The sequence below is a fragment of the Burkholderia sp. Ax-1720 genome, assembly GCF_011753035.1.
In the GTDB taxonomy this organism is placed as follows: domain Bacteria; phylum Pseudomonadota; class Gammaproteobacteria; order Burkholderiales; family Burkholderiaceae; genus Burkholderia; species Burkholderia gladioli.
The window spans coordinates 1-21,083 of sequence record NZ_VWWK01000093.1; the positions used below are offsets into that span (position 1 = coordinate 1).

Genomic DNA, 21,083 nt, shown 5'->3' on the forward strand with positions numbered 1-21,083 from the left:
CTGGGCGGCGGCGGCTGCCGTGGCGCAGGCGGCCCGCGCGCTCGAGCGTGCCACGCAGGCCGCGGCGACCTCGGCCCCGCCCGCGCATGCCTCGCTCGACGGCTCCACCGCAAACCCGGGCTCGACCGCCATCGCCGAGGCCGAGCTCGAGATCTGGCAGGCCCAGGCGGTGGTCATCGAACTCGTGCTCGACGCCACCGGCAGCGTGTTCGACGCGCTCGGCGCCTCGGCGACGCTGCGCGGCAACGGCCTGGACCGCTACTGGCGCAATGCGCGCACCATCGCCTCGCACAACCCGCGCATCTACCGCGAACGCATCGTCGGCGATTTCGCCGTGAACGGCACGCTGCCGCAAGGGCAGTGGCGCATCGGCATCGCCTGAACCCTCGGCAGCCCGAAGCCAGGCCGCCCGGCAAACCGACCGGGCGCGGCGACACACCGGGCTGATTGCGCAGCACCCATCGCCGGCCTCCCCGCCGGCCGAGGCCCATCGCCCCGCTTCGCGAAGCGGGCGCCGCTTCGCGCGCCGCCCGCCCTGCTCGCATCCACCTGCTTTCGGCGTTCCCGGATTCCGCTAATATCGGCGCACAACTGGCCGCCCGGCCGGCACCGCGTCCGGATCGCGGGGCCGGCACCGGCGCGGTCGCCCGGATCCACTGTATGGGTAATGCGCCATGCGCCGATTTTTCTCCCTGAACCCGCTGCCCAGGGCGGGCCTGCGCCAGCTGACGATCCAGCAGAGGATGCGCATCGGCCTCACGCTGGTGGTGGCGATGCTGGCGCTGCTGTGCGGCACGATCCTTGCGAACAGCTACGCGCGCTACCGCCAGGGAAACGCGGACCTGCTCGCCTTCGAGCTGGTGCGCATCGCGATGGTGGCCGCCAACCGGGTCTCGGCCGAACGCGGGCCGACCAACGACCAGCTCGCCCACCTGCGCGGCGACGATGCCGTCGAGCGGCGCAACCTCGCCGAGGCACGCGAGCGCTCCGACGCGGCCCTGGCCGCATTCCGCGACGGCCTGGCCCATGCCTCGAATCTCGGGCCGACCGACCCCGAAGGCCTGCGCGGCGCGCTCGACCTGATCATCGAGCGGCTGGCGGCGGCGCGCCGGGAGGTGGACGCCCTGGCCGCGCAACCGAGCGCCGCGCGCACCGAGCGGCAGATCGTGCAACTGCAGGTGCGCCTGTTCGGGATCGTCGACGCGCTCGCGCCGCTGATCGACGACCTGTCCACCCACGCCACGCTCGGCAACCCCGACGTGGCCGGCGCGCTGCTGCTCGCGCGCCTGCTCGGCGACCTGCGCGAATACTCCGGCCGGCTGGGCTCGCTGTTCATCGCGCCGATGTTCCTGCAGCAGCCGCTCGATCGCGATCGGCTCTCGCAGATCATGCTGATGCGCGGGCGCATCGAGCAGTTGCGCTCGCTGATCGCCGGGGCGATGGTGCCGCAGCTCGGCAACACGGCGATCGCGGTCGATTTCATGCGCCTGAACAGCGCGCTCGACAACGGTATCGTGCCGCTGGTCGACCAGACCTTCACCGAGGGCCGCGACGGCCGCTACTCGATGAGCGCCGCCGATTTCTCGCGACGCATCGTGCCGATGTTCCAGCCCTCCGAGCAACTGCGCGATCGCGTGATCGAGTCGGCCCAGTCGCGCGCCACCGCCTATCGCAAGCTGGCGCGCCTGCGCGTGGCGATCTCGATCGTCGCCACCCTGCTCAGCCTCGCGATCCTGTATGCGCTGGTGCGCAGCACGCGCCGCGCCCTGCTGATCCCGCTGGACCACCTGCGCCGGCGCATCATCGCCTTGAGCGAGGGCGACGTCTCGCCGATCGCGGTGCCGGCCGGCGCGAGCCTGGAAATCCGGCATGTCAGCGAGGCGCTCGACACCTTGCGCCGCGCCTATGTGCGCCGCAACGTGCTGGAACGGCAGCGCGACGACATGCTGACGCTGTTCTCGCACGACATGCGCGCGCCGCTGACCTCGGTGATCGTGCTAGTCAACCAGCCCGACGAGGCGCCGGGCGCCTGCCCGCCCGATTGCGTGCCGCGCGAGCGGCTGGCGCGCATCGACAAGCTCGCGCGCCACACGCTGGCGATGGCCGACGGCTTCGCGCAGATGTCGCGCGCCGAGGCCGGCGAATACGAGCCGGTGCCGGTCAATCTCGCCGACCTGATGAACGAGGCGCGCGACGCGGTCTGGCCGCTCGCGCGCGAGAAGGGAATCGTGATCGACGACGTGGCGCGCCGCGAGGATGCGCTGGTGCGCGGCGACCCGGCGCTGCTCTCGCGCGCGCTGATCAACCTGCTCGCCAATGCCGTCAAGTACAGCGAGGCGCACACGCGCGTCGAATGCTCGGTCGAGCCGAGCGAGGACCGCGCCACCGTGCGCTGCGTGATCCGCGACCACGGCTACGGCATCGATATCGCCGACCAGGCGCGGCTGTTCGAGCGCTACCGGCGCTTCCGCCTCGACGGCCAGCCCGAGACCAAGGGCGTCGGGCTCGGGATGGCCTTCGTCAAGGCGGTGATGGAGCGCCATGCGGGAGAGATCCGCGTGCGCAGCGCGGCCTGGCAGGGCACCACGGTGACGCTGGCGCTGCCGGCGGTCGAGGCGGGCTGAGGCAGCTTGCGGCGCCGCTCGGAACATACAAGGCAGCGCGTCGATCCAGCCGTAGGGTGCTAGACGCGTCTGCTATCGACCCTGAACGGGCCTTCCAGTTTTTCCATAGCAACCGTCCGGCTACGGTCAATGTAACCTTCCTTCTTGTTATGGCAGTCGCGGTCGCGCGACAGCTAATCGCCCCCGGTATTATTCGTAATAGCGCCACCGCTCTTAGCCTACGGGGGCAACAGATTGCTGAGGCCGGGGTTAATGTGAACATTCCGTCATTAAGTACATGGAAAATGCATCTATGCTGGGTCGACCGTTATCGCTAATTGCAATGTTGATGCTGGTTGGGTGTGCTGCTGCACCGAGCACCCCTCCGCCGTTCACGTCTGAAAAAGGTAATATTTCCGTTTCTATTTCCAATGCACTTCCACCCTCAAAATATTTGCCACAACAATCAGCCATAGCGTCCGGTACAAAATATGTTGTCGTGCAGCCCGATGGCGGAAATATTCTTCTCGGGCCGATTCTTGGTGGCATGAATATCTCTACCAAAACAAAGGCGATGGCAGATGAGTATAGCGGCTCAGTGTTTTCGATTGATCCCGAGCCCATAGCTTTGGAAGCGATACATCAGACCGGTCTTCTCGCGGATAGTAAGGCGGCAATTTATACGGTCGAATCATTTGTCTTTGTGCAACACTGCGATGACGGCAAGTTTCGCCTTTCTTTGGTGTTTCATGCGTATGGAAACTCCAGTTCTTCGTCATGGGTGGGGCGCTATATTTATGATCTGCCCACGTCATATGGAGAGTCCCAACTGAAGTCACTGAGTTCGATAGATCTGGCGAACTATCGCTCAGAACTTTCCACTGGCGCAATGGTATTGTCGGATCTGATGCAGAGGGATTTAAATGGAAAATTACCAACAAAAGGGAAGCCAGTAAAATTTGGATCGCTTTACATCGTTGGCAGCAAGATTGGCGGCATGGGAATCTATACCCAGCCTCAGGCGATTCACTTCCCCGGGCAATTGATTGAAGAGACGGATTCCTACGTGACGGTTCGGCTTGACGGCCATATGCATAATACGCTTCTAGGGGGTGGGCTGGCCTTTGGCGTACATCGCACCAGCAAAAAGCTTGTCCATACGCTGATTCCGGCGGGATAAAAAGGATGACCACCGGCCAGTACAACCGTGCGGATGTTCATGCGACCGGCTGCTCCTGGCCGGATGTCGCCCTACGGTTCGGTCACAACTTTGAGGCGGTTCGGAAGAAAAGACTACGCCTTGGTCATGAGCCGCTGGCGTCATGCCGCCACGGCCCATGCGATGACGCTTGGTTGCGCGAGCAACTGGCCCGGCCCCTCTGCGCCGATAAACCCGCCCACTGAGAAGCCGAGTGCCGGTTGGCTCTGACCGAAGCGTGAGCGGCGTGGATCTCGCGCAGCATCGTCATTAAGCTGGCCGGAATTTGCACCTTGAGCTAGTGCCGCCCCTTGTCGACCACACGCGGCAGCCTGAGCATAGTCAATGGCGCCGACAGAGCCCAGCTGCGGCAACGCATGTACCACTGCTGCCGCCGGCGGCAGATCAGCCCCAGCAACTGATCGAACGTCGTCACGCCTGCAACGGCCAGGCGCTCGAGCACCGCCGGCGCAAACCCGCTTTCGCGCAGATGATCGAGATGCAGCACCTCAATTAGGGCCGCCTCCATGCGAGAAGGCGCGGCGTCCTGGCACTCGCGCAAGTCGCATCTCACAGCCCTCCAACTTTGCGCCGATTATGCGGATCAAAATAGGCAGCTGAGCATCCACCACGATTAGCAAAAACCCCAATGTATCTTGTTGATAAAACCCTACACATTATTAACCAATAATCTTATTGTCTCGACTTTTCGTCCGAGCGAGCTTGTTAACACAAAAACAGCAATATCAGCGGCTACAGCCTCGGGGGCGGTGCGGTGGAAAAACTGCTTTTGTTGAGCGGCGCCTCGGGCGCTGGGAAATCGTCTATCGCCAAAGAATTGGAACGCAGGTTCCAATTTTGCCGCATTAGCAGCAGCGGCTACCTCCGGTCTTACGGTCAATCGCTCTCAGCCGAAGGAGAAAAACACCAACTGCAGGAGTTAGGCGACCGGCTGGACGACGAAACCGACTTCATCTGGATCGTCGATGAAGTCGCCGCTCCAATGATCAATCGTGCTCCCGAGCAATCGAACTGGCTTCTCGATGCTGTTCGTAAACCTCGACAGGTGTTGCATTTCCGGCACCGCTTCGGCCCACATATCCGACATATCCACCTCACCGCGCCCGAAGCCGTGCTTGTGCAGCGCTACAACGAACGCGCCAAGCCGGGAGACACACCCTACGCAGAGGTGATCGCTCACTCAAACGAGATCACTACGCGATCCCTTGGCAGCATTGCCGACCACATCTTTGACACCTCTGCGCTATCACCAGCAGACATCGCCCAGCGCATTATGGAAGCCTGGGAGGCGAAGCATGAGTGACCGCCAGATCGTCATTATCAGTGGCAAAACCTGCAGCGGCAAAACTGGTCTCGCGACCTTGCTGGAGAAGGAGTTCGGTTTCTTTGTGGTTCGCACCCGGGACCTCTTAGCGGACCAGCTAGAACTCGGCCTCTCGTCCGCGGACCGACAGCACCTCATTGAGCAAGGTTTGAAGCAAAATGTCGACACCCACTCTCGGTGGGTCGTCTTGGGCGTCCTTGCTGGCCTTGAGGGGATTCGCGCCGACCAGCCAGTCGTCGTCGACCATGTCAGCGATCCGAACCAGGTTGCCGAGTTTCGCAAGCACTTCGGGCCGAGTCTTGTTCATGTGCACCTATATGCGAGCCAGGAGACGCTGCTCGCCCGCTACATATCGACCGACGGACAACAGCTAGGCGCGCCGCTCTATGAGGCAATTGACCATCTCAAAGAGCAATCGGACATCCTTGCTCTGAGGAATGACGCGGACGTGCGAATTTCAACAACCCGCACCGACGCTCAAGATACCCTGGTGCGCGTTGCGGCCCGTCTACACCTCTACACCCCGCCCGACGTGCGCTGTGTCGACGTCATCGTGGGGGGGCAATATGGCAGCGAAGGCAAAGGCAACGTCGTTTCCTATCTAGCTCGCGAGTACGATGTCATGGTAAGGGTTGGTGGCCCCAATGCTGGCCATACTGTCGCCAGTACTGATGGCGCCTATACCTACCACCACATCCCGTCCGGCGCCCGTGACGTCAAAGCGAAGCTCCTACTCGGACCGGGGATTACCATCTGGCTGCCTGGATTGCTCAAGGAGATCGCCGATTGTGGCCTCACGCCAGATCGTTTATTCATCGACCCTCAGGCCACCATCATCGAACCAGCCGACCGAGAAGCTGAAGGCAAACATCTAGTAGGCACAATTGCTTCGACGGGCAGCGGAAGCGGAGCGGCAACTGCGAGGCGGATTCTGGAGCGTGGCAAGCCTAGCGTTCGTCTGGCACGCGACATCCCGGAGCTTCGACCCTATGTGGGAACAGAAGGTCATTACCATGGCTGCACAGCCAATCGCCTCGAAGAGGCCTACCGCAACGGACAATCTGTCTTGCTTGAGGGAACGCAAGGCAGCGGCCTCAGTTTGTTCCACGGCACCTACCCGTTCGTAACCTCGCGCGACACCAATGTAGCGGGCTGCTTGGCCGAGGCAGGCATCTCACCGAGCCGGGTGCGGAAGATCCTGGTGGTCATTCGACCCATGCCCATCCGCGTGGGTGATCCCGATGGGGACCTGGGGCACACATCGGGACCGCTCAAGCACGGCACAACCTTTGATGCTATTGCTGAAAAAGCAGGCCTGGACCGCGAAGCTCTGAATAAGGCGGAGAAAACCTCCACCACCAAACGCAAACGGCGTGTGGGCTGGTTCGAATGGGACCAGTTCCGCAAGGCTTGTGCACTCAATGCGCCCACCGACATCGTCCTCACTTTCGCAGACTATATTGACGCGAGCAACAGCAAGGCACGCCGCTTCGAGCAGCTAACTCAAGACACCATCAAGTTCGTGGAAGAACTGGAGCGCGTCGCACAAGCCCCGGTTTCACTCATCAACACCCGGTTCCCGCGAGAGCCTGACGGAACGAACGATCTTCGCTCCGTCATCGACCGTCGGAACTGGACTGCCCGCTCAACACGTCGGATACCTCGTGGAAATCGAAAACCTGATTGACTCTTATCCAAGAATCTTTCATATGGCCGAAGCCGACACGTGGCCCAGCATCCGAGACCGCGGCCTGATGTCGGCCTCAGCAGTGCTGGACCACTTCGGCATCACCGGCCGGGCTCGCAGCCAATATGAGACCGCTCAACGAACTAGTAAGATGGCTGTGCCTCCTCAAGCACCAGGCGAGATCGTGCTGCGGGATCAAAAGCCGATGCCCCCCGAACGCTTGGCACGGGCGCTGATAGACGGAACCACGCCCGAAGCCTGGTACAGACTCATTAATGGCAAGGTCTTTTTCTGGGCGGAAGAACATCGCTTGCATGGCCTACTCGGGGCGCGGGATTACCGACATCTCGAACATGATGTGTTGACCATTGACAGCGGCCCATTCATCCGTGCTTACGCTCCCAGCCTCTGGTTGTGCCACATGAATTCCGGGAACACCTTTCCGATGCCTCATGCCAGGGGAATCGATGTGTTCAAGCGAATCCAAGATTATCCGGCAAATGCTCGCGGAGGTCCCGCCAAGCCAGTCGTCGAGATTGTGGTGGACGGTCAAATTCCGGACATCGAACGCTATGTCATCGAAGTGCGGCGCATGAAGGGCAACCAAATGCTCCAACAACTGGCCTGAATGCGCTCGCCCCCTCCCCCGCATAGCGAGGCACCAATGGCGCAGGACGGTCCATCGACTCACCACAGAAGTATGGCAATGACTCAGCAAGAATAGGACATGGAACGTAAGCGGTCGAGTAACGACGCCCTTGAGTAGCAATCACTGCACTCTGATGCTAAGTGTCCACGTGGACAACTGGCATCAGAGTGTATGAGTGAGAAACAAGACCTGCGTAGCCGACTGGTTGTTGGCCGAAAACGAGATGGCCGTCGATCGTACGACGACGCTCGGGGCGAATTAGCGCAACTTTGCTTGCAGCCAGACGTGTCGATAGCACGAACGGCAATGGAGACGATCTCAATCCCAATTTGCTGCGCGGTTGGGCGCTCGTCCTCAAAAGATACAGGCACAGATGGAGCAGGAGTGAGTTGCCCTCTCGCCTGCAACATCCAGCATGTGTCACCATTGATCTCCCCAATACGTCATCGGCATTTGTACCGATCGCATCTGTTATCACATTGCCGTCGGCGCCCCAAGCTGATCTTTTATCATCGACACCTGGGGTATCTAGCCGTTTTCGTACCACGAGCGGACACACAGCGACGGAGGTCGACCGACCGCCCATGGCCGCAAGTTGCCAGCCACGTCACTGGCAGCTAGTCGAGCGGAAAATTTCGACCGACTCCGTTCACTCCGCCGGTAAGCCTGGACCGCCAAAGCAGCTTTTCCGATCACGTGAGCATGCTATCCACATCGGCGCCTGCAACCGCTATCCCGGCGATACGACAGCAAATTCGCCTTATCTGGCAGCGCCTCACGCACAAACTACGCCAAGGCCTGCGCTCAGGTTTTTCCGGACCGACGCTTCTCGCTCCCCTTTCACGGACATGATGAATTACGACTTCAACGCAGCAAGTCGACGCTCGGTGATTCACTTAGGTAGCAGTCGCCGCGCTGCCGCAAATGGGACAAACAATGCGTTTAGCGTAGCTGACGAGTGTGAGGCCGCAGCAATTGCCCTCTTGGCTCGGTCCACGCTCCTCAGCCACCCATTCCCCAACATGTTGGGGTCGTGCGAGCACCAAAAGCTCCCAAGGTGACGACACACCGGACACCTCATTAAATCGGTGAGCCTCCGCAAGCACGAACTTGGCGGACTGCCATTCCGGACGACTCACTGCAGCCTCGCGCCCCTCCAAGGCCATGGCGATCACTTCGACCAACTGCCACTCCGGCAGTGAGACCAATGCATCCACCAGTTCTCGATTTAGCGAAGTTCTAGTAATCAACGCACACTCACTGCAGGCTGGCCTGCTCACGCATGCGACGGGCCTCGTCGCGCAGGAACTGCTGGTAATCGTCCAGATCGCCGTCGAAGGGCTCCACGCCGCCCTTGGTCACGAGCCAAAACTCGTCACACACCGCGCGCAGCAGCGACCGATCGTGGCTGACCAGCATCACGGTACCCTCGAACTCATTGAGCGCCATGCCCAGCGCCTCGCGGGTGGCCAGGTCCAGATGGTTGGTCGGCTCGTCGAGCAGCAGCAGGTTGGGGCGCTGCCACACGATCATGCACAGCACGAGCCTCGCCTTTTCCCCGCCGCTCATCGTGCCGACCTGCTGATGGACCATGTCGCCGCTGAAATTGAAGCTGCCGAGGAACGTGCGCAGCGATTGTTCCGTGCCGCTCTGGCCGGGCGCGCGCATGTGCGCCGGCGTGTCCTTGGCCAGGCGGATCATGTGTTCGATCGGCGTATCGAGAGGACGCAGCACGTCGAGTTCCTGCTGGGCGAAGTAGCCGATGTTCAAACCCTTGCCTTCGCTGATCTCGCCCGCGATCGGGGCCAGCGCGTGGGCCACCGTTTTCACCAGCGTGGATTTGCCCTGCCCGTTGGCACCGAGGATGCCGATGCGCTGCCCGGCCAGCACGGAACGATTGATGCCTCGCACGATGACGGTCGGCGGCGTATCCGGCGCCGCGTCGTCCGGCGCGGGGTAACCGAAGCTCGCGTCCAGCATCGACAGCAGCGGGTTCGGCACGTTGAGCGGCTCCTTGAACTCGAAGCTGAACTCCGCGTCGGCCAGCACCGGCGCGATCTTCTCCATGCGTTCGAGCGCCTTGACCCGGCTCTGCGCCTGCTTCGCCTTCGAGGCTTTGGCCTTGAAGCGATCGATGAACTTCTGCAGGTGGGCGATCTTGTCCGCCTGCCTCGCCATCGCGGCCTGCTGCAGGACCAGCTGCTCGGCGCGCATGTCCTCGAACTTGCTGTAGTTGCCGCCGTAGCGCACCAGCTTCGCGTTGTCGACGTGCACGGTCACCTGCGTCACCGCGTCGAGGAATTCTCGATCGTGGCTGATCACCACCAGGGTTCCCTGGTAGCGCTTGAGCCACGCTTCCAGCCAGACCAGGGCGTCGAGATCCAGGTGATTGGTCGGTTCGTCGAGCAGCAGCAGATCCGACGGGCACATCAGGGCGCGCGCCAATTGGAGCCGCATGCGCCAGCCGCCGGAGAAACTGTTGACCGGCTGGTCGAGCTGCGCCTCGCTGAAGCCAAGACCGAGAATCAGCGCCTGTGCCCGCGAGGGAGCATCATGCGCACCGGCGTCGTGCAGGGCCATGTAAGCCTCCGCCATGCGCATGCCGTCGTCGCTGGCTTCCGCGGCGGCCACCTCGGCCTGCGCGGCCAGCAGCACGGTGTCGCCCTCGATCACGAAGTCGGTCGCGCTCTGCTCGGTCTCGGGCATATCCTGCGCGACCTGGCCCATCTTCCACGCGGCGGGAATCGAAAACTCGCCGCCGTCTTCATGCAGCGTGCCGTTGAGAAGGCCGAAGAAGGACGACTTGCCGGCGCCATTGCGGCCGACCAGGCCAATTTTTTCCCCCGGCGTGAAGACGACGGATGCGCGGTCGAGCACGACATTGACGCCGCGGCGCAGGGTGACATTACGGATGGAGATCATGAGGAGCGACTTCGGAGAGGACAGGCATCATAGCCGACCGGCGGGCAAGCCTGCCCGATGCGGAGCCGCAGTCGACCCGTGGCAGCCCGGTTTATTTCTGCTAATATGCGAAATAGCTACATTTCATATAAATAGGGCAACATGGGAATCATCAAAATCTCCGAGTCGATGCACGACTCCCTGCGCCGCACCAGCGGCGCGCTGAGCCGCTCGATCAATGCTCAGGCCGAGCACTGGCTGCGCGTGGGCATGCTGGCCGAACTGAATCCGACGCTGAGCTACGGCGAGATCTGCCAGATGCTGCTGCGCGCGGAGGTCCAGCAGGCGCCCGACGAAACCTCACTGCCGCAGGTGGCGTGATGGCGCGCGCTCCGAAAATCACGCTCCGCTCGAAGGCGGAAATCGCGCAATCGCGCGTGGCGGGCAAGCTCGCGGCCGAGGTGCTGCAGATGATCGGCGAGCACGTGAAGCCCGGCGTCACCACCGACGAACTCGATACGCTGTGCCGCGAGTACATCGTCAACGTGCAGAAGGCGACGCCCGCCAACATCGGCTATCACGGCTTCCCGAAGACGATCTGCGCCTCGGTCAACCATGTGGTCTGCCACGGCATCCCCTCGGCGCACGTGCTCGAGGACGGCGACATCATCAATATCGACGTCGCAGTGATCAAGGACGGCTGGTTCGGCGACACGAGCCGCATGTACTACGTCGGCGAACCCGCGCCCGCCGCCCGGCACCTGGTGGACACCACCTACGAGGCGATGCGCGCCGGGATCCTCGCCGTCAGGCCGGGCGCGACGCTCGGCGATGTCGGCCATGCCATCCAGAGCGTGGCGCACGCGGCCGGCTACAGCGTGGTGCGCGAGTATTGCGGGCACGGCATCGGCACCGTCTATCACGACGAGCCGCAGGTGCTCCATTACGGCCGGCCCGGCATCGGGCTCAAGCTGGTGCCGGGCATGATCTTCACCATCGAGCCAATGCTCAATGCCGGCAAGGCGGAAACCAAGCAGCTCTCGGACGGCTGGACCGTCGTGACGCGCGACCGCTCGCTGTCGGCGCAATGGGAGCACATGGTGGTCGTGACCGAGCACGGTTTCGAGGTGCTGACGCCCTGGCCGGAAGGCACCGGCAGCTACGCGTCGATCGGCGCGGCGCAGGGTTCGGAGTCGGCTTCGGCGGCCTGATTCGGGCGGCGGCTGCCGCGTCGAGCATCAGCGGCAAGGCAAGGGCCGCCGCGCGCCTATCATGGCGCGCGGCGGCCTCGACGTTTCAGGCGGCCGGATCCGGCTCGCCGAGCCAGCGGTACATCACGAGGCAGTCGACCAGGCCGAGCCTGGCATGGCGATAGGCGCGCGGCAGCGTGCCCACCACCTCGAATCCCATCTTCTTCCACAGCGCGACGGCAACCTCGTTGGTCGCGACCACCGAATTGAACTGCATCGCCAGGAAGCCTGCCTCGCGCGCCACCTGCAGCGAGTGCTCGCACATGCGCTGCGCGACGCCCTTGCCGCGCGCGGCGGGCGACACCATGTAGCCGCAATTGCAGACGTGATTGCCCGGGCCGGCGGCGTTCGGCTTCAGGTAGTAGGAGCCGAGCAGCTCGCCGTCCTGCTCGGCGACGAAGGTGTGGAGCGGCAGGTCGATCCAGAGCGCGCGCGCCGCCTCCTTCGTGATGGCCGGGTCGTAGGCGTAGGTTTCCTGCGCGGCGGCGATGGCCTGGAAGGTCGGCCAGAAGCGGTCGAAATCGTCGGGGGTGAGGGGGCGGAGGGTGATCATCGGCGGCTCGGTAACGGGCAGGCGAATGATTCTAGCTTGATGCCGGAGCGAGATCGCCCTTGCGGCACGAGATCGCCGCTGAAGCCATCGATCCAGCGGCCTGCAAGGCTGGAATCATGACATTCGGTCCGATTTCGATGAAACACGATGCGCCCCCGCGCCCTACTTCAACCCGCCTCGCCCTCGTCCTTCGCCGTCTCCCTGAGCAGCGACACCGCCACCAGCGACAGCAGCACGCAAACCGCCACGTACCAGGCCGGCGCGAGGCGGTTGCCGGTCACGCGCACCAGCCAGGTGGCGACCAACTGCGCCGTGCCGCCGAAGATCGTGACCGCCAGCGCATAGGCGATCGAGATGCCCGTCGCGCGGATCCGGCGCGGGAACGATTCGCACATCAGCGCGAACTCCGAGGCCGAGCCCATCGAGAAGAACAGCAGCATCAGCGAGGTCAGCGGCATCACCACCGACAGCGTCGGATAGCGATTCATCAGCATGAAGGCCGGAAACAGCAGCAACACCAGCGTGCCGCGCCCGACGAAGATCGGCAGCTTGCGGCTGCCCACCTTGTCGGAAAGCCAGCCGAACACCGGGCACATCACCAGGATCACGCAGCTCGATGCCACGCCGACGAACATCGACAGCTTCATCGGCAGGCCCAGCGTGTGGATCGCGTAGGTCGGCATGTAGAAGGTCAGGATGTAGGTGGAGACCGTGCCGCCCATCACCGTCAGCGTGATCAGCAGCACCGTGCGCGCGTGCTGGGTGAACAGCTCGCGCAACACGCCGCCGTCGATCGCGTGCGAGGCCGCGCCGGGCTCCTCCGCGAGCCGGCGGCGCAGCAGCATGCCGACCGGCGCGATCGACAGGCCGACCAGGAAGGGAATGCGCCAGCCCCAGCTTTCCAGCGCATCCTTGGTCAGCACATTCGACAGCAACGCCGCGAGCCCGGAGCCCATCAAGGCCGCGCCGCCTTGCGTGGCAAGCTGCCAGCTCGCGCGGAAACCGCGCTTCGCCCGATCGCCCTGTTCCAGCAGGGTGGAGGTGGCCGCGCCGAATTCGCCGCCTTGCGAAAAGCCCTGCAGCAACCGCGCGAACACGATGATGAGCGGCGCGAACATGCCGATCTGCGCGTAGGTGGGCGCGATCGCGATCAAGCCCGTGCCGATCGCCATCAGCATGATGGTGAGGTTCAGCGCCGCCTTGCGGCCGCGCCGGTCGGCATAGACGCCGAGCAGCACGCTGCCGAGCGGCCGCGTGAAGAAGCCCGCCGCGAAGGTCGCCACCGACAGCAACAGCGAGGTAGTCGCGTCGCCGGCCGGGAAATACAGCTTGCCGATCAGGACCGCGAAGAATCCATACACGGTGAAATCGAAGAATTCGAGCCAGTTGCCGATCACGGCCGCCACCACGGCGCCGCGCGCGGACAGCCGGGCAGGCGCGGCGGCGCCCGGTGTTTCGTCGATGCGAAGCGTCAGTTGCTCGTCGCGCATGCGGCTTCTCCCTTGCTTGATGGTTGGAAACGGGCTCGATGGATCGCGCGGGGCGATGCGTCGCCGCGCTCGTGGCGACGCAGGATGCCGGCGCGATCTCAGCGCGACAGGTAACGCTCGACGAGCCGCGTCCAGAAGGCCGCGCCGATCGGCAGGTTGTGATCGTTGAAGTCGTAATGCGGGTTGTGGACCATGCAGCCGTCCTCGCCCACGCCGTTGCCGAGCCGCACGAAGGAACCGGGGCGCTGCTGCAGCATGTAGGCGAAATCCTCACTGCCCATCAGCGGATCGGTCTGCTCGACGACGTTGGCCTCGCCCACCAGTTCCTTGGCGACCTGCGCCGCGAAATCGGTTTCCTCGTCGGAGTTGACCACCACGGGGTAGCCGTCGACATAGTCGACGGTGGCCTTGGCGCCATAGCTGGCCGCCTGCGCCTCGGCGATCTCGGTAATCCGGCGTTTCAGTTGCGCGCGCACCGTTTCGCTGAACGAACGCACGCTCAGCTCGAGCCGTGCGCGCTGCGGGATCACGTTGTTGACGGTGCCCGCGTGCATGGTGCCGATGGTGACCACCGCCGCCTGCGAGGGATCGAGGTTGCGCGAGACGATGGTCTGCAGGGCCATCACGATGCTGGCCGTGACCACCACCGTGTCGACCGCCAGGTGCGGGCGCGCCGCGTGGCCGCCCACGCCCTCGATCTCGATCACGGCGCGATCGCCCGCCGCCATGAACGGCCCGCGTCGCATCAGGAACTTGCCCGGCTCCGCGCCGGGATGGTTGTGCATGCCGAACACGGCATCGCAGGGGAAACGTTCGAACAGGCCGTCGGCGATCATGCGCTGGGCGCCGCTGTCCACGCCCTTTTCCTCGGCCGGCTGGAAGTACAGGTGCACCGTGCCCGAGAAGTTGCGAGTGCGCGCCAGATGGCGGGCGGCGCCGAGCAGCATGGTGGTATGGCCGTCGTGACCGCAGGCGTGCATCTTGCCGTGCGTCTCGCTCGCGTAGGGCAGGCCGGTGGCTTCCAGGATCGGCAACGCGTCCATGTCGGCGCGAATGCCGATCCGGCGCCGGCCCTCGCCCACCGTCAGCGTGCCGACCACGCCCGTCTCGCCCACCCCGCGCGTGACCTGCCAGCCCCAGCTTTCGAGCTTGTCGGCGACCAGCGCCGCCGTCGCCACCTCCTCGAAGGCCAGTTCGGGATGGCGGTGGATGTGGTGGCGGATGTCGAGCAGGTCGGGAACGTCGTCGGCGAGATCGGGGATTTCGGTGTAGCGGGCGGCGGTGGCGTTGGCGGTCATCAGGGGCTCCGGGGCGCGGTGCGCCGGGTGGGGATCGATGGGGCGGACTATAGCCAGCCAAATCCCGCTGTAGAAGATGCGGGATTTTTCACCGTGATTAGTAAAAGTTATCGCTGGGGTGGGGGAGTGCCATGCCCCTCATGCCCGGGAAATACAACAAAAATTACCGCAGCGTCTCCTGCCCAGCGCGGCGTCAAATGGCACGGCCGTCCCAAATGGCACCATGAGCAATGCCAACAACCGAGAAGTCGTCACGCCATGCTCTCGTATCCCGTCACCCTGACACCGGACTCGAACGGATCCATTCTCGTCACCTTCCCGGACGTTCCCGAGGCCATCACGATTGGCGAAACCGTTAGCGACGCGCTGGTCCAGGCGCTTGATGCACTCGAAGCCGCGCTTGCAATCTACCGCGACGAAAAGCGGTCGATCCCCATGCCGTCGAAAGCACTGCCGGGTCAACCTGTCGTCACTCTGACAGCGCTGACGCTTTCGAAGGTATTTCTCGTCAACGAAATCATCGGACGGAAGGTCCGAGCGATCTGAAAGAACTCGCCAACGAATCGGCGTTTCCCCCTTGACCTTCCCACCATGGCAAGCTTGACGATATCCCCCGTGACGAGCCCCGCGGGCACACAACCTGCACGCCGGCCTCGCACACTTCGCCATCCCCCAGTCAAAGTGAGAAGCCAGATGACATTCCGACATGCACTCCGCTCCATCCTGCCGCTCGCGGCAGCCGTCTCCCTGCTGGGCGCGCCGGCTTTCGCCAGCGCGCAACAAGGCGCCGCTGCCGCCATGCAAGGCATGCAGGGCATGAAGATGTCCGCGCCGAACGACGGCGCGGCCGGCTCCACCGCCGCCTTCCAGGGCGCCGACCAGAAGATGATGCAGGGCATGAGCGCGCCGCCCTACACGGGCGACGCCGACAAGGATTTCGTCGCCCACATGATTCCGCATCACCAGGGCGCGATCGACATGGCCGAGGTGGAACTGCGCTACGGCAAGGATCCCGCGATGAAGAAGCTCGCGGCCGAGATCGTCGCCGCCCAGCGCACCGAGATCCGCACCATGAAGCAGTGGCAGCAGGCGCATTGAGCGCCCTCGCGCCATGCCACAAAGGCATGGCGCGAATCGTTTTTCTGTATTGGCGCGCATGCGCCGCCTCTGGGATGCTTGAGCCATACGAAACGGCGCCCGCCAGCAGTGACACACGCGGCGGGCGCCGGCCCCAAGCCCACCCAAGGAGCGCACCATGCCCAACCTCCCCGTCAAACGCGTCGCCGTGACCGGCGCGGCCGGCCAGATCGCCTATTCGCTGCTGTTTCGCATCGCCAACGGCGACCTGCTCGGCAAGCAGCAGCCCGTGATCCTCCAGTTGCTGGAACTGCCCCAGGCGATGCCCGCCCTGCGCGGCGTGGTGATGGAGCTGGAGGATTGCGCCTTCCCGCTGCTGGCCGGCATCGAGATCAGCGACGATCCGCGCCAGGCCTTCCGCGATGCCGACTACGCGCTGCTGGTCGGCTCGCGCCCGCGCGGCAAGGGCATGGAGCGGCGCGACCTGCTGGCCGCCAACGCCGCGATCTTCCGCACCCAGGGCGAGGCGCTCAACGAAGTCGCGCAGCGCTCGGTCAAGGCGCTGGTGGTGGGCAATCCCGCCAACACCAACGCCTGGGTCGCGCGCCGCTTCGCCCCGGACCTGCCGCCCGACGCCATCACCGCGATGATCCGGCTCGACCACAATCGCGCCGCCTCGCAGCTCGCGGCGCGTTGCGGCGTCGAGGTCGGCGCGATCACGCAACTGGCCGTCTGGGGCAATCACTCGCCCACCATGTATGCCGATTACCGGCACGCGCTCGCCGACGGCCAGCCGCTGCCGGCCAGGATCGACGACGAAGCCTGGAACCGCGAGGTCTTCATCCCCGAGGTGGCGCGCCGCGGCACCGCCATCATCGAGGCGCGCGGCGCCTCGTCGGCCGCCTCGGCCGCGAACGCGGCGATCGACCAGATGCGCGACTGGGTGCTGGGCAGCGACGGTCGCTGGGTCTCGATGAGCATCGTCTTGAGCGGCGAATACGGCATCCCGGCCGGGCTCGTCTACGGCATGCCGGTAACCTGCGAGGCGGGCGGCTACCGCGTGGTGAACGGCATCGAGATCGACGCCTTCGCGCGCGAGCGCATCGACGCCTCGGCCCGCGAGCTGATGGACGAAATGACGGCCGTGCGCGAGATCCTCGGCCCCGGCGCCTGATTCGAGCGGCCCGGAGGGAGCGAAGTGATTCAGGCGTAAACGCCACCAATGTTGGCGTTTATGACCGTACCCTCGACGCCCTCGCCTCCCTACACTGGACTCCGTCGCAAGTCGCGATTTCCTCAACCCGTCCTACGGAGTCCTGCATGAAAGTTCTCGCCATCGCCACCATCGTCAAGCCGGTCACGCCGGAGCAGCGCGCCGACATCATGCCGCGCGAAGTCCCCGCCACGCTGAAGCTCTACCTCGACGGCAAGATCGACCAGTTCTGGTATCGCCAGGACAAGCCGGGCGTGGTGTTCCTGATGGACGCCGATTCGGTCGACAGCGCGCGCGCCGCCACCAACACGCTGCCGCTGGTGGCCGATGGCTTCGCCGAATACGAGTTCATCCCGCTCGGCCCGCTGGCGCCGCTCGGCTCGCTGATCCAGGGCAAGTAAGCCGCTTCTCGCACCCTCTTCGCGCCCTCCTCGCGAGGGCGCGACCCGACGCGAAAACGAAGGCGGGGCCGACATCGATCGGCCCCGCCTTCGTTGTTCATCTACAGCGATGCCGCGACATTCAATCCTTGCCGACGATCGCCTGGGCCAGGCCGGCCCGTCCTTCGCGCAGGTTGCGCGCGAGGTTGCCGCTCATCTCGCGAAACCCCGGCCCCATCACCACGTGCATGCCCATCGCGGGCGGCTTGCCAAGCGCCGCCAGCTTGCGCGCGCGCTCGTCGAACCAGGCAACCCCGGCCTCGGTCGAATCGACCCACGACAGCACCGAGAAACCCTGCGCCTCGAGCAGCTCGCGCATTCGCGCGGCCGTGACCAGACAGCTCGCGGCCGGCGTCGACGCCCAGGGCACCGGGAAGTGCAGCGGCTCGACATCGCCCGCCACCACGTCGAAGATCGCCAGCCGCCCGCCCGGGCGCAGCACGCGCCAGGCCTCGCGATACAGGCGGTCGCGATCGGCGATGTTCATCGCGACGTGCTGGGTCCAGGCCAGGTCGAACGAGTCGTCCTCGAACGGCAGCGCCAGCGCGTCGGCCTGGCGGTAATGCACGCGATCGTCGAGCCCGGTGCGTTGCGCGAGAAAGCGCGCGGCCTCGACGAAGGACGGCGTCAAGTCGATGCCTTCCACGCGGCAGCCGAAGTTCGAGGCCAGGTAGCGCGACGGGCCGCCGAGCCCCGAGCCGATGTCGATCACGCGCGTCGCCGCGTCGATCTCGAGCAGCGCGGCGAGCTCCACCGTCGCCTCGAGGCCGCGCGAATGGAACTGGTCCAGTTGCGCGAGATCGGCCGCGCGCGGCTGCCTCGCCTCGAAACCCTCGGCCGCGAGCGCGGTGCGCAGGCGCTCGACGAGGCTGTCGAGGTCCTTGTCATAGTGTTGGGAAATGCTGGTCTTGTCCGTCATGATTGGCTCCGTTTACACGGCCGGCGACGATGCTCGGCTTGCGCCCCGCGCCGTCGCCGGCCGATTCGATCGAACCCGGCGCGGCCTGCCGCGCGACGGGTCCCGACACTGCATCCTGCAATCGATGCGGCTTCGACGGCGCCATGCCTCCACGCGCCGTCGAACCGCGTCCGCCGCCTGCACTCAAGCCTGCCCGGCCCGGCTGGCCGCCACCACCGGCAGCTCGCCGCCGGCACGTCCCGCGCGAGCGACGGCCGCGATCCGGCGATCGGCCATTGCCGACACGATCATCGCGGCCCCCACCAACGCGGCGCCCACGAAACCGAGCGCATGGCTGCCCACCAGGTGGATCCCCGCCGCGCCGATCGCGCCGGCCGCCGTCGCGCCGAGGAAGGTGGCCGAGTTGTTCAGTCCCATCAGGATCGGCGCGAGCGCGGGTTCGACGCCGACGATGCGATGCTGCATCGGCACCAGCACGCCCCATCCGCAGGCGCCCCACACGACGATGGCGGGAATCGTGGTCCACAGGCCGGCGCCGCTCCAGCGCACCAGCAGGAAGTCGACGAACACGAAGGCCAGCATCGCCGCCAGCACGCGGCGCGTGCCGATGCGATCGATCAGCCGCCCGACCGCGAGGTTCGACACCGTGCCCGCCGCGCCCCAGAGCACCAGCAGGCCGCCGATCAGCGCGCTATCGGCGCCGATCGCGCGGTCGAACACCACGGCGAGATAGGTATAGACGGCCAGCACGCCGCTGAAGAACAGCACGGTGCTCGCCATCGTCAGGCCGACGCGGGCATCGCCGAGCGGCGCGAGGCGCTTGCGCAGCGAGATCGGCGGCGCCAGCGGAATCTCGGCGAGGAAGGCCAGCACGCCCAGGCCCGACAGCGCGGCGAGCGCGGCCACGAACACCATGGTCCAGTGCCAGCTCACGAAGCTGCCGATCAGGGTGCCGATCGGCGCGCCGATCGCGGTGGACACCGTCATGCCGGTCAGCACCACGGCCAGCGCCATGCCGCGCCGCTCGGGCGGCACGATCGCGGCGGCCGAGCCGGTGGCGGTGGGCGAGAAGATCGAGGCGCCGAGGCCGGCCAGCGCGCGCGTGGCCAGCGCGAAGCCGAAGCTCGGCGCGAGCGCGGTGCCGAGGTTGGCGATTACGAAGATCGCCAGCCCGACCAGGATCAGCCGCTTGCGCGCGACGCTCGCGGCGAGCGTCGCGATCACCGGCGCGAGCAGCGCGTAGCTCAGCGAATAGACGGTGGTCATCTGCCCGGCCGCGCCGATGCCGATGCCGAACTCATGCGCGATCTGCGGCAGCACGCCGGCCACCACGAAACTGTCGGTGCCGAGCGCGAACATGCCGAGCGCCAGCGCCAATAGACGTCGGTCCATGAAAACTCCTGTGAATACGGAAGAATGGAACCGAGTGTAGCGACGCCACTACCCAGCTGATACAGTCACAAACGCCAACTTTGGAGTCGATTACGCCATGCGCATCGCCATCATCGCCCTCGACGGAATGTTCGACACGGGCCTGTCCGTCACGCTCGATGCCTTCTCGGCGGCCAACGGCCTGTCGGCGCGGCTGCTCGGCGGCACGCCGCGTTTCGAGGTGTCGCTGGTCGGCATGCGCCGCCGCGTGCGCTCGAAGCACGGCCTGCTGGTGCCCGTGCAGCCGGCCTCGGCGGCGCCCAAGCCGGATTGGGCGATCGTGCCGGCGCCGGCCATGGCCCTGCCCGAGGACCTGATACGCCTGCTCGGGCGGCCCGACATGGTCGACGCGATGGCGCAGCTGCGGGCATGGAACGACAAGGGCACGCGCGTGGCCGCGTCGTGCATCGGCACCTTCGTGCTGGCCGAGGCGGGTTTTCTCGACGGCCGCGAGGCGACCACCAGCTGGTCGCTCGCGCCGCTGTTCCGGCAGCGCTATCCCGAGGTGAAGCTCGACGAATCGCGCATGCTGGTGCCCAACGAGATCGGCGTGACGGCAGGCGCCGCGCTCGGGCATCTCGATCTCGCGCTGTGGTTGATCCGCTCGGCGAGCCCCGAGCTGGCGACGCTGGTGTCGCGCTACCTGCTGGCGGACATCCGCTCCTCGCAGGCGGCCTACATCATCCCGAACCACCTGGCGCAGGCCGATCCGCTGATCCAGCGTTTCGAGCAGTGGTCGCGCGCGAACCTGAAGGCGGGGTTCTCGCTGCAGGGCGCGGCCAAGGCGCTGGCCACCAGCACCCGCTCGCTGCAACGGCGCTGCCAGGAAGTGCTGGGGAAATCGCCGCTCGCCTATTTCCAGGACCTGCGCGTCGAGCACGCGCAATCGCTGATCCGCGGCGGCAGCCTCGACCTGGAAGCGATCGCGGCCGAGGTCGGCTACGGCGACGGTGCGACCTTGCGCACGCTGCTGCGCCAGCGCCTCGGGCGAGGCGTGCGCGAGCTGCGTGCCGACCTGCTGTGAATTTC

The 21,083-nt window shown here is 65.2% G+C and carries 19 protein-coding genes and 1 pseudogene; 13 read left to right on the forward strand and 7 right to left on the reverse strand.

The genetic code is table 11. The annotated features are described in order from the left end of the window. The 3 genes and pseudogenes from F3J18_RS23160 to F3J18_RS23170 all read left to right on the forward strand — a co-directional run. A pseudogene (locus F3J18_RS23160) lies at positions 1-382 on the forward strand (monooxygenase); the annotation flags it as partial. A gap of 292 nt (positions 383-674) precedes the next feature. After that, positions 675-2,624 carry a HAMP domain-containing histidine kinase gene (locus F3J18_RS23165; protein ID WP_166914451.1) on the forward strand — a complete coding sequence of 650 codons (1,950 nt, stop codon included), beginning with the start codon at positions 675-677 and terminating at the stop codon, positions 2,622-2,624. Between the two features lie 322 nt (positions 2,625-2,946). Beyond that, positions 2,947-3,783: a hypothetical protein gene (locus tag F3J18_RS23170; protein ID WP_166914453.1), complete on the forward strand. Its 837-nt coding sequence runs from the start codon at positions 2,947-2,949 to the stop codon at positions 3,781-3,783. A gap of 316 nt (positions 3,784-4,099) precedes the next feature. Here the strand turns inward: F3J18_RS23170 and F3J18_RS23175 are convergent, their stop codons facing one another. Next, entirely contained in the window at positions 4,100-4,309 is a 210-nt protein-coding gene (locus tag F3J18_RS23175; protein WP_166914455.1) for a hypothetical protein, read from the reverse strand. A 267-nt stretch (positions 4,310-4,576) separates the two neighbouring features. Here F3J18_RS23175 and F3J18_RS23180 point away from each other — a divergent pair, with 267 nt between their 5' ends. Genes F3J18_RS23180 through F3J18_RS23190 form a run of 3 tightly spaced genes read left to right on the forward strand, consistent with a single transcriptional unit; the run spans position 4,577 to position 7,461 of the window. Further along, complete coding sequence (locus F3J18_RS23180) at positions 4,577-5,125, forward strand: AAA family ATPase (protein WP_166914457.1); 549 nt, start codon at positions 4,577-4,579, stop codon at positions 5,123-5,125. Beyond that, positions 5,118-6,833, forward strand: a complete 1,716-nt coding sequence (locus tag F3J18_RS23185; protein WP_166914459.1) for an adenylosuccinate synthetase — start codon at positions 5,118-5,120, stop codon at positions 6,831-6,833. The genes F3J18_RS23180 and F3J18_RS23185 overlap by 8 nt, the downstream gene beginning before the upstream one ends. Then, positions 6,811-7,461 (forward strand): hypothetical protein, encoded by a 651-nt coding sequence (locus tag F3J18_RS23190; RefSeq protein WP_166914461.1) that lies wholly within the window; start codon positions 6,811-6,813, stop codon positions 7,459-7,461. Before F3J18_RS23185 ends, F3J18_RS23190 begins: the two co-directional genes overlap by 23 nt. A 1,278-nt stretch (positions 7,462-8,739) precedes the next feature. Here the strand turns inward: F3J18_RS23190 and F3J18_RS23195 are convergent. Beyond that, on the reverse strand, positions 8,740-10,404 hold the full coding sequence (locus tag F3J18_RS23195; protein WP_166914464.1) for an ATP-binding cassette domain-containing protein: 1,665 nt from the start codon (positions 10,402-10,404) through the stop codon (positions 8,740-8,742). A 141-nt stretch (positions 10,405-10,545) separates the two neighbouring features. On the opposite strand from F3J18_RS23195, the gene F3J18_RS23200 reads away from it, so the two are divergent. Beyond that, entirely contained in the window at positions 10,546-10,764 is a 219-nt protein-coding gene (locus tag F3J18_RS23200) for a ParD-like family protein (protein ID WP_013691499.1), read from the forward strand. Continuing rightward, complete coding sequence (map, locus tag F3J18_RS23205) at positions 10,764-11,594, forward strand: type I methionyl aminopeptidase (protein WP_013691500.1); 831 nt, start codon at positions 10,764-10,766, stop codon at positions 11,592-11,594. Before F3J18_RS23200 ends, map begins: the two co-directional genes overlap by 1 nt. An 85-nt stretch (positions 11,595-11,679) precedes the next feature. Here map and F3J18_RS23210 read toward each other — a convergent pair whose 3' ends face one another. The 3 genes from F3J18_RS23210 to F3J18_RS23220 all read right to left on the reverse strand — a co-directional run bounded on the left by F3J18_RS23210 (position 11,680) and on the right by F3J18_RS23220 (position 14,974). After that, positions 11,680-12,186, reverse strand: a complete 507-nt coding sequence (locus tag F3J18_RS23210) for an N-acetyltransferase (RefSeq protein ID WP_166914466.1) — start codon at positions 12,184-12,186, stop codon at positions 11,680-11,682. A 167-nt stretch (positions 12,187-12,353) separates the two neighbouring features. Next, a complete protein-coding gene (locus F3J18_RS23215) occupies positions 12,354-13,676 on the reverse strand; it encodes an MFS transporter (RefSeq protein ID WP_166914468.1) in 1,323 nt (440 codons plus the stop codon). A gap of 98 nt (positions 13,677-13,774) precedes the next feature. Beyond that, positions 13,775-14,974, reverse strand: coding sequence for a M20 aminoacylase family protein (locus tag F3J18_RS23220; RefSeq protein ID WP_036030393.1), 1,200 nt, complete (start codon positions 14,972-14,974; stop codon positions 13,775-13,777). 258 nt (positions 14,975-15,232) lie between these two features. Here F3J18_RS23220 and F3J18_RS23225 point away from each other — a divergent pair, with 258 nt between their 5' ends. The 4 genes from F3J18_RS23225 (at position 15,233) to F3J18_RS23240 (ending at position 17,665) form a co-directional block, all read left to right on the forward strand. After that, positions 15,233-15,520, forward strand: coding sequence for a type II toxin-antitoxin system HicB family antitoxin (locus tag F3J18_RS23225; protein WP_166914470.1), 288 nt, complete (start codon positions 15,233-15,235; stop codon positions 15,518-15,520). 147 nt (positions 15,521-15,667) lie between these two features. Continuing rightward, a complete protein-coding gene (locus F3J18_RS23230; RefSeq protein ID WP_166914472.1) occupies positions 15,668-16,072 on the forward strand; it encodes a DUF305 domain-containing protein in 405 nt (134 codons plus the stop codon). Between the two features lie 157 nt (positions 16,073-16,229). Further along, positions 16,230-17,225, forward strand: a complete 996-nt coding sequence (locus tag F3J18_RS23235; RefSeq protein ID WP_166914474.1) for a malate dehydrogenase — start codon at positions 16,230-16,232, stop codon at positions 17,223-17,225. Between the two features lie 146 nt (positions 17,226-17,371). Continuing rightward, positions 17,372-17,665 (forward strand): hypothetical protein, encoded by a 294-nt coding sequence (locus F3J18_RS23240; RefSeq protein ID WP_025100743.1) that lies wholly within the window; start codon positions 17,372-17,374, stop codon positions 17,663-17,665. Positions 17,666-17,786: 121 nt separating this feature from the next. Here F3J18_RS23240 and F3J18_RS23245 read toward each other — a convergent pair whose 3' ends face one another. Together F3J18_RS23245 and F3J18_RS23250 are read right to left on the reverse strand one after the other, a co-directional pair. After that, positions 17,787-18,623: a methyltransferase domain-containing protein gene (locus F3J18_RS23245; RefSeq protein WP_166914476.1), complete on the reverse strand. Its 837-nt coding sequence runs from the start codon at positions 18,621-18,623 to the stop codon at positions 17,787-17,789. A gap of 183 nt (positions 18,624-18,806) precedes the next feature. Next, the gene (locus F3J18_RS23250) at positions 18,807-20,015 is read right to left on the reverse strand and encodes an MFS transporter (RefSeq protein ID WP_166914478.1); all 1,209 of its coding nucleotides are present in this window, start codon (positions 20,013-20,015) and stop codon (positions 18,807-18,809) included. 97 nt (positions 20,016-20,112) lie between these two features. On the opposite strand from F3J18_RS23250, the gene F3J18_RS23255 reads away from it, so the two are divergent. After that, the gene (locus F3J18_RS23255; RefSeq protein WP_025100740.1) at positions 20,113-21,078 is read left to right on the forward strand and encodes a helix-turn-helix domain-containing protein; all 966 of its coding nucleotides are present in this window, start codon (positions 20,113-20,115) and stop codon (positions 21,076-21,078) included. Positions 21,079-21,083 lie beyond the last annotated feature (5 nt).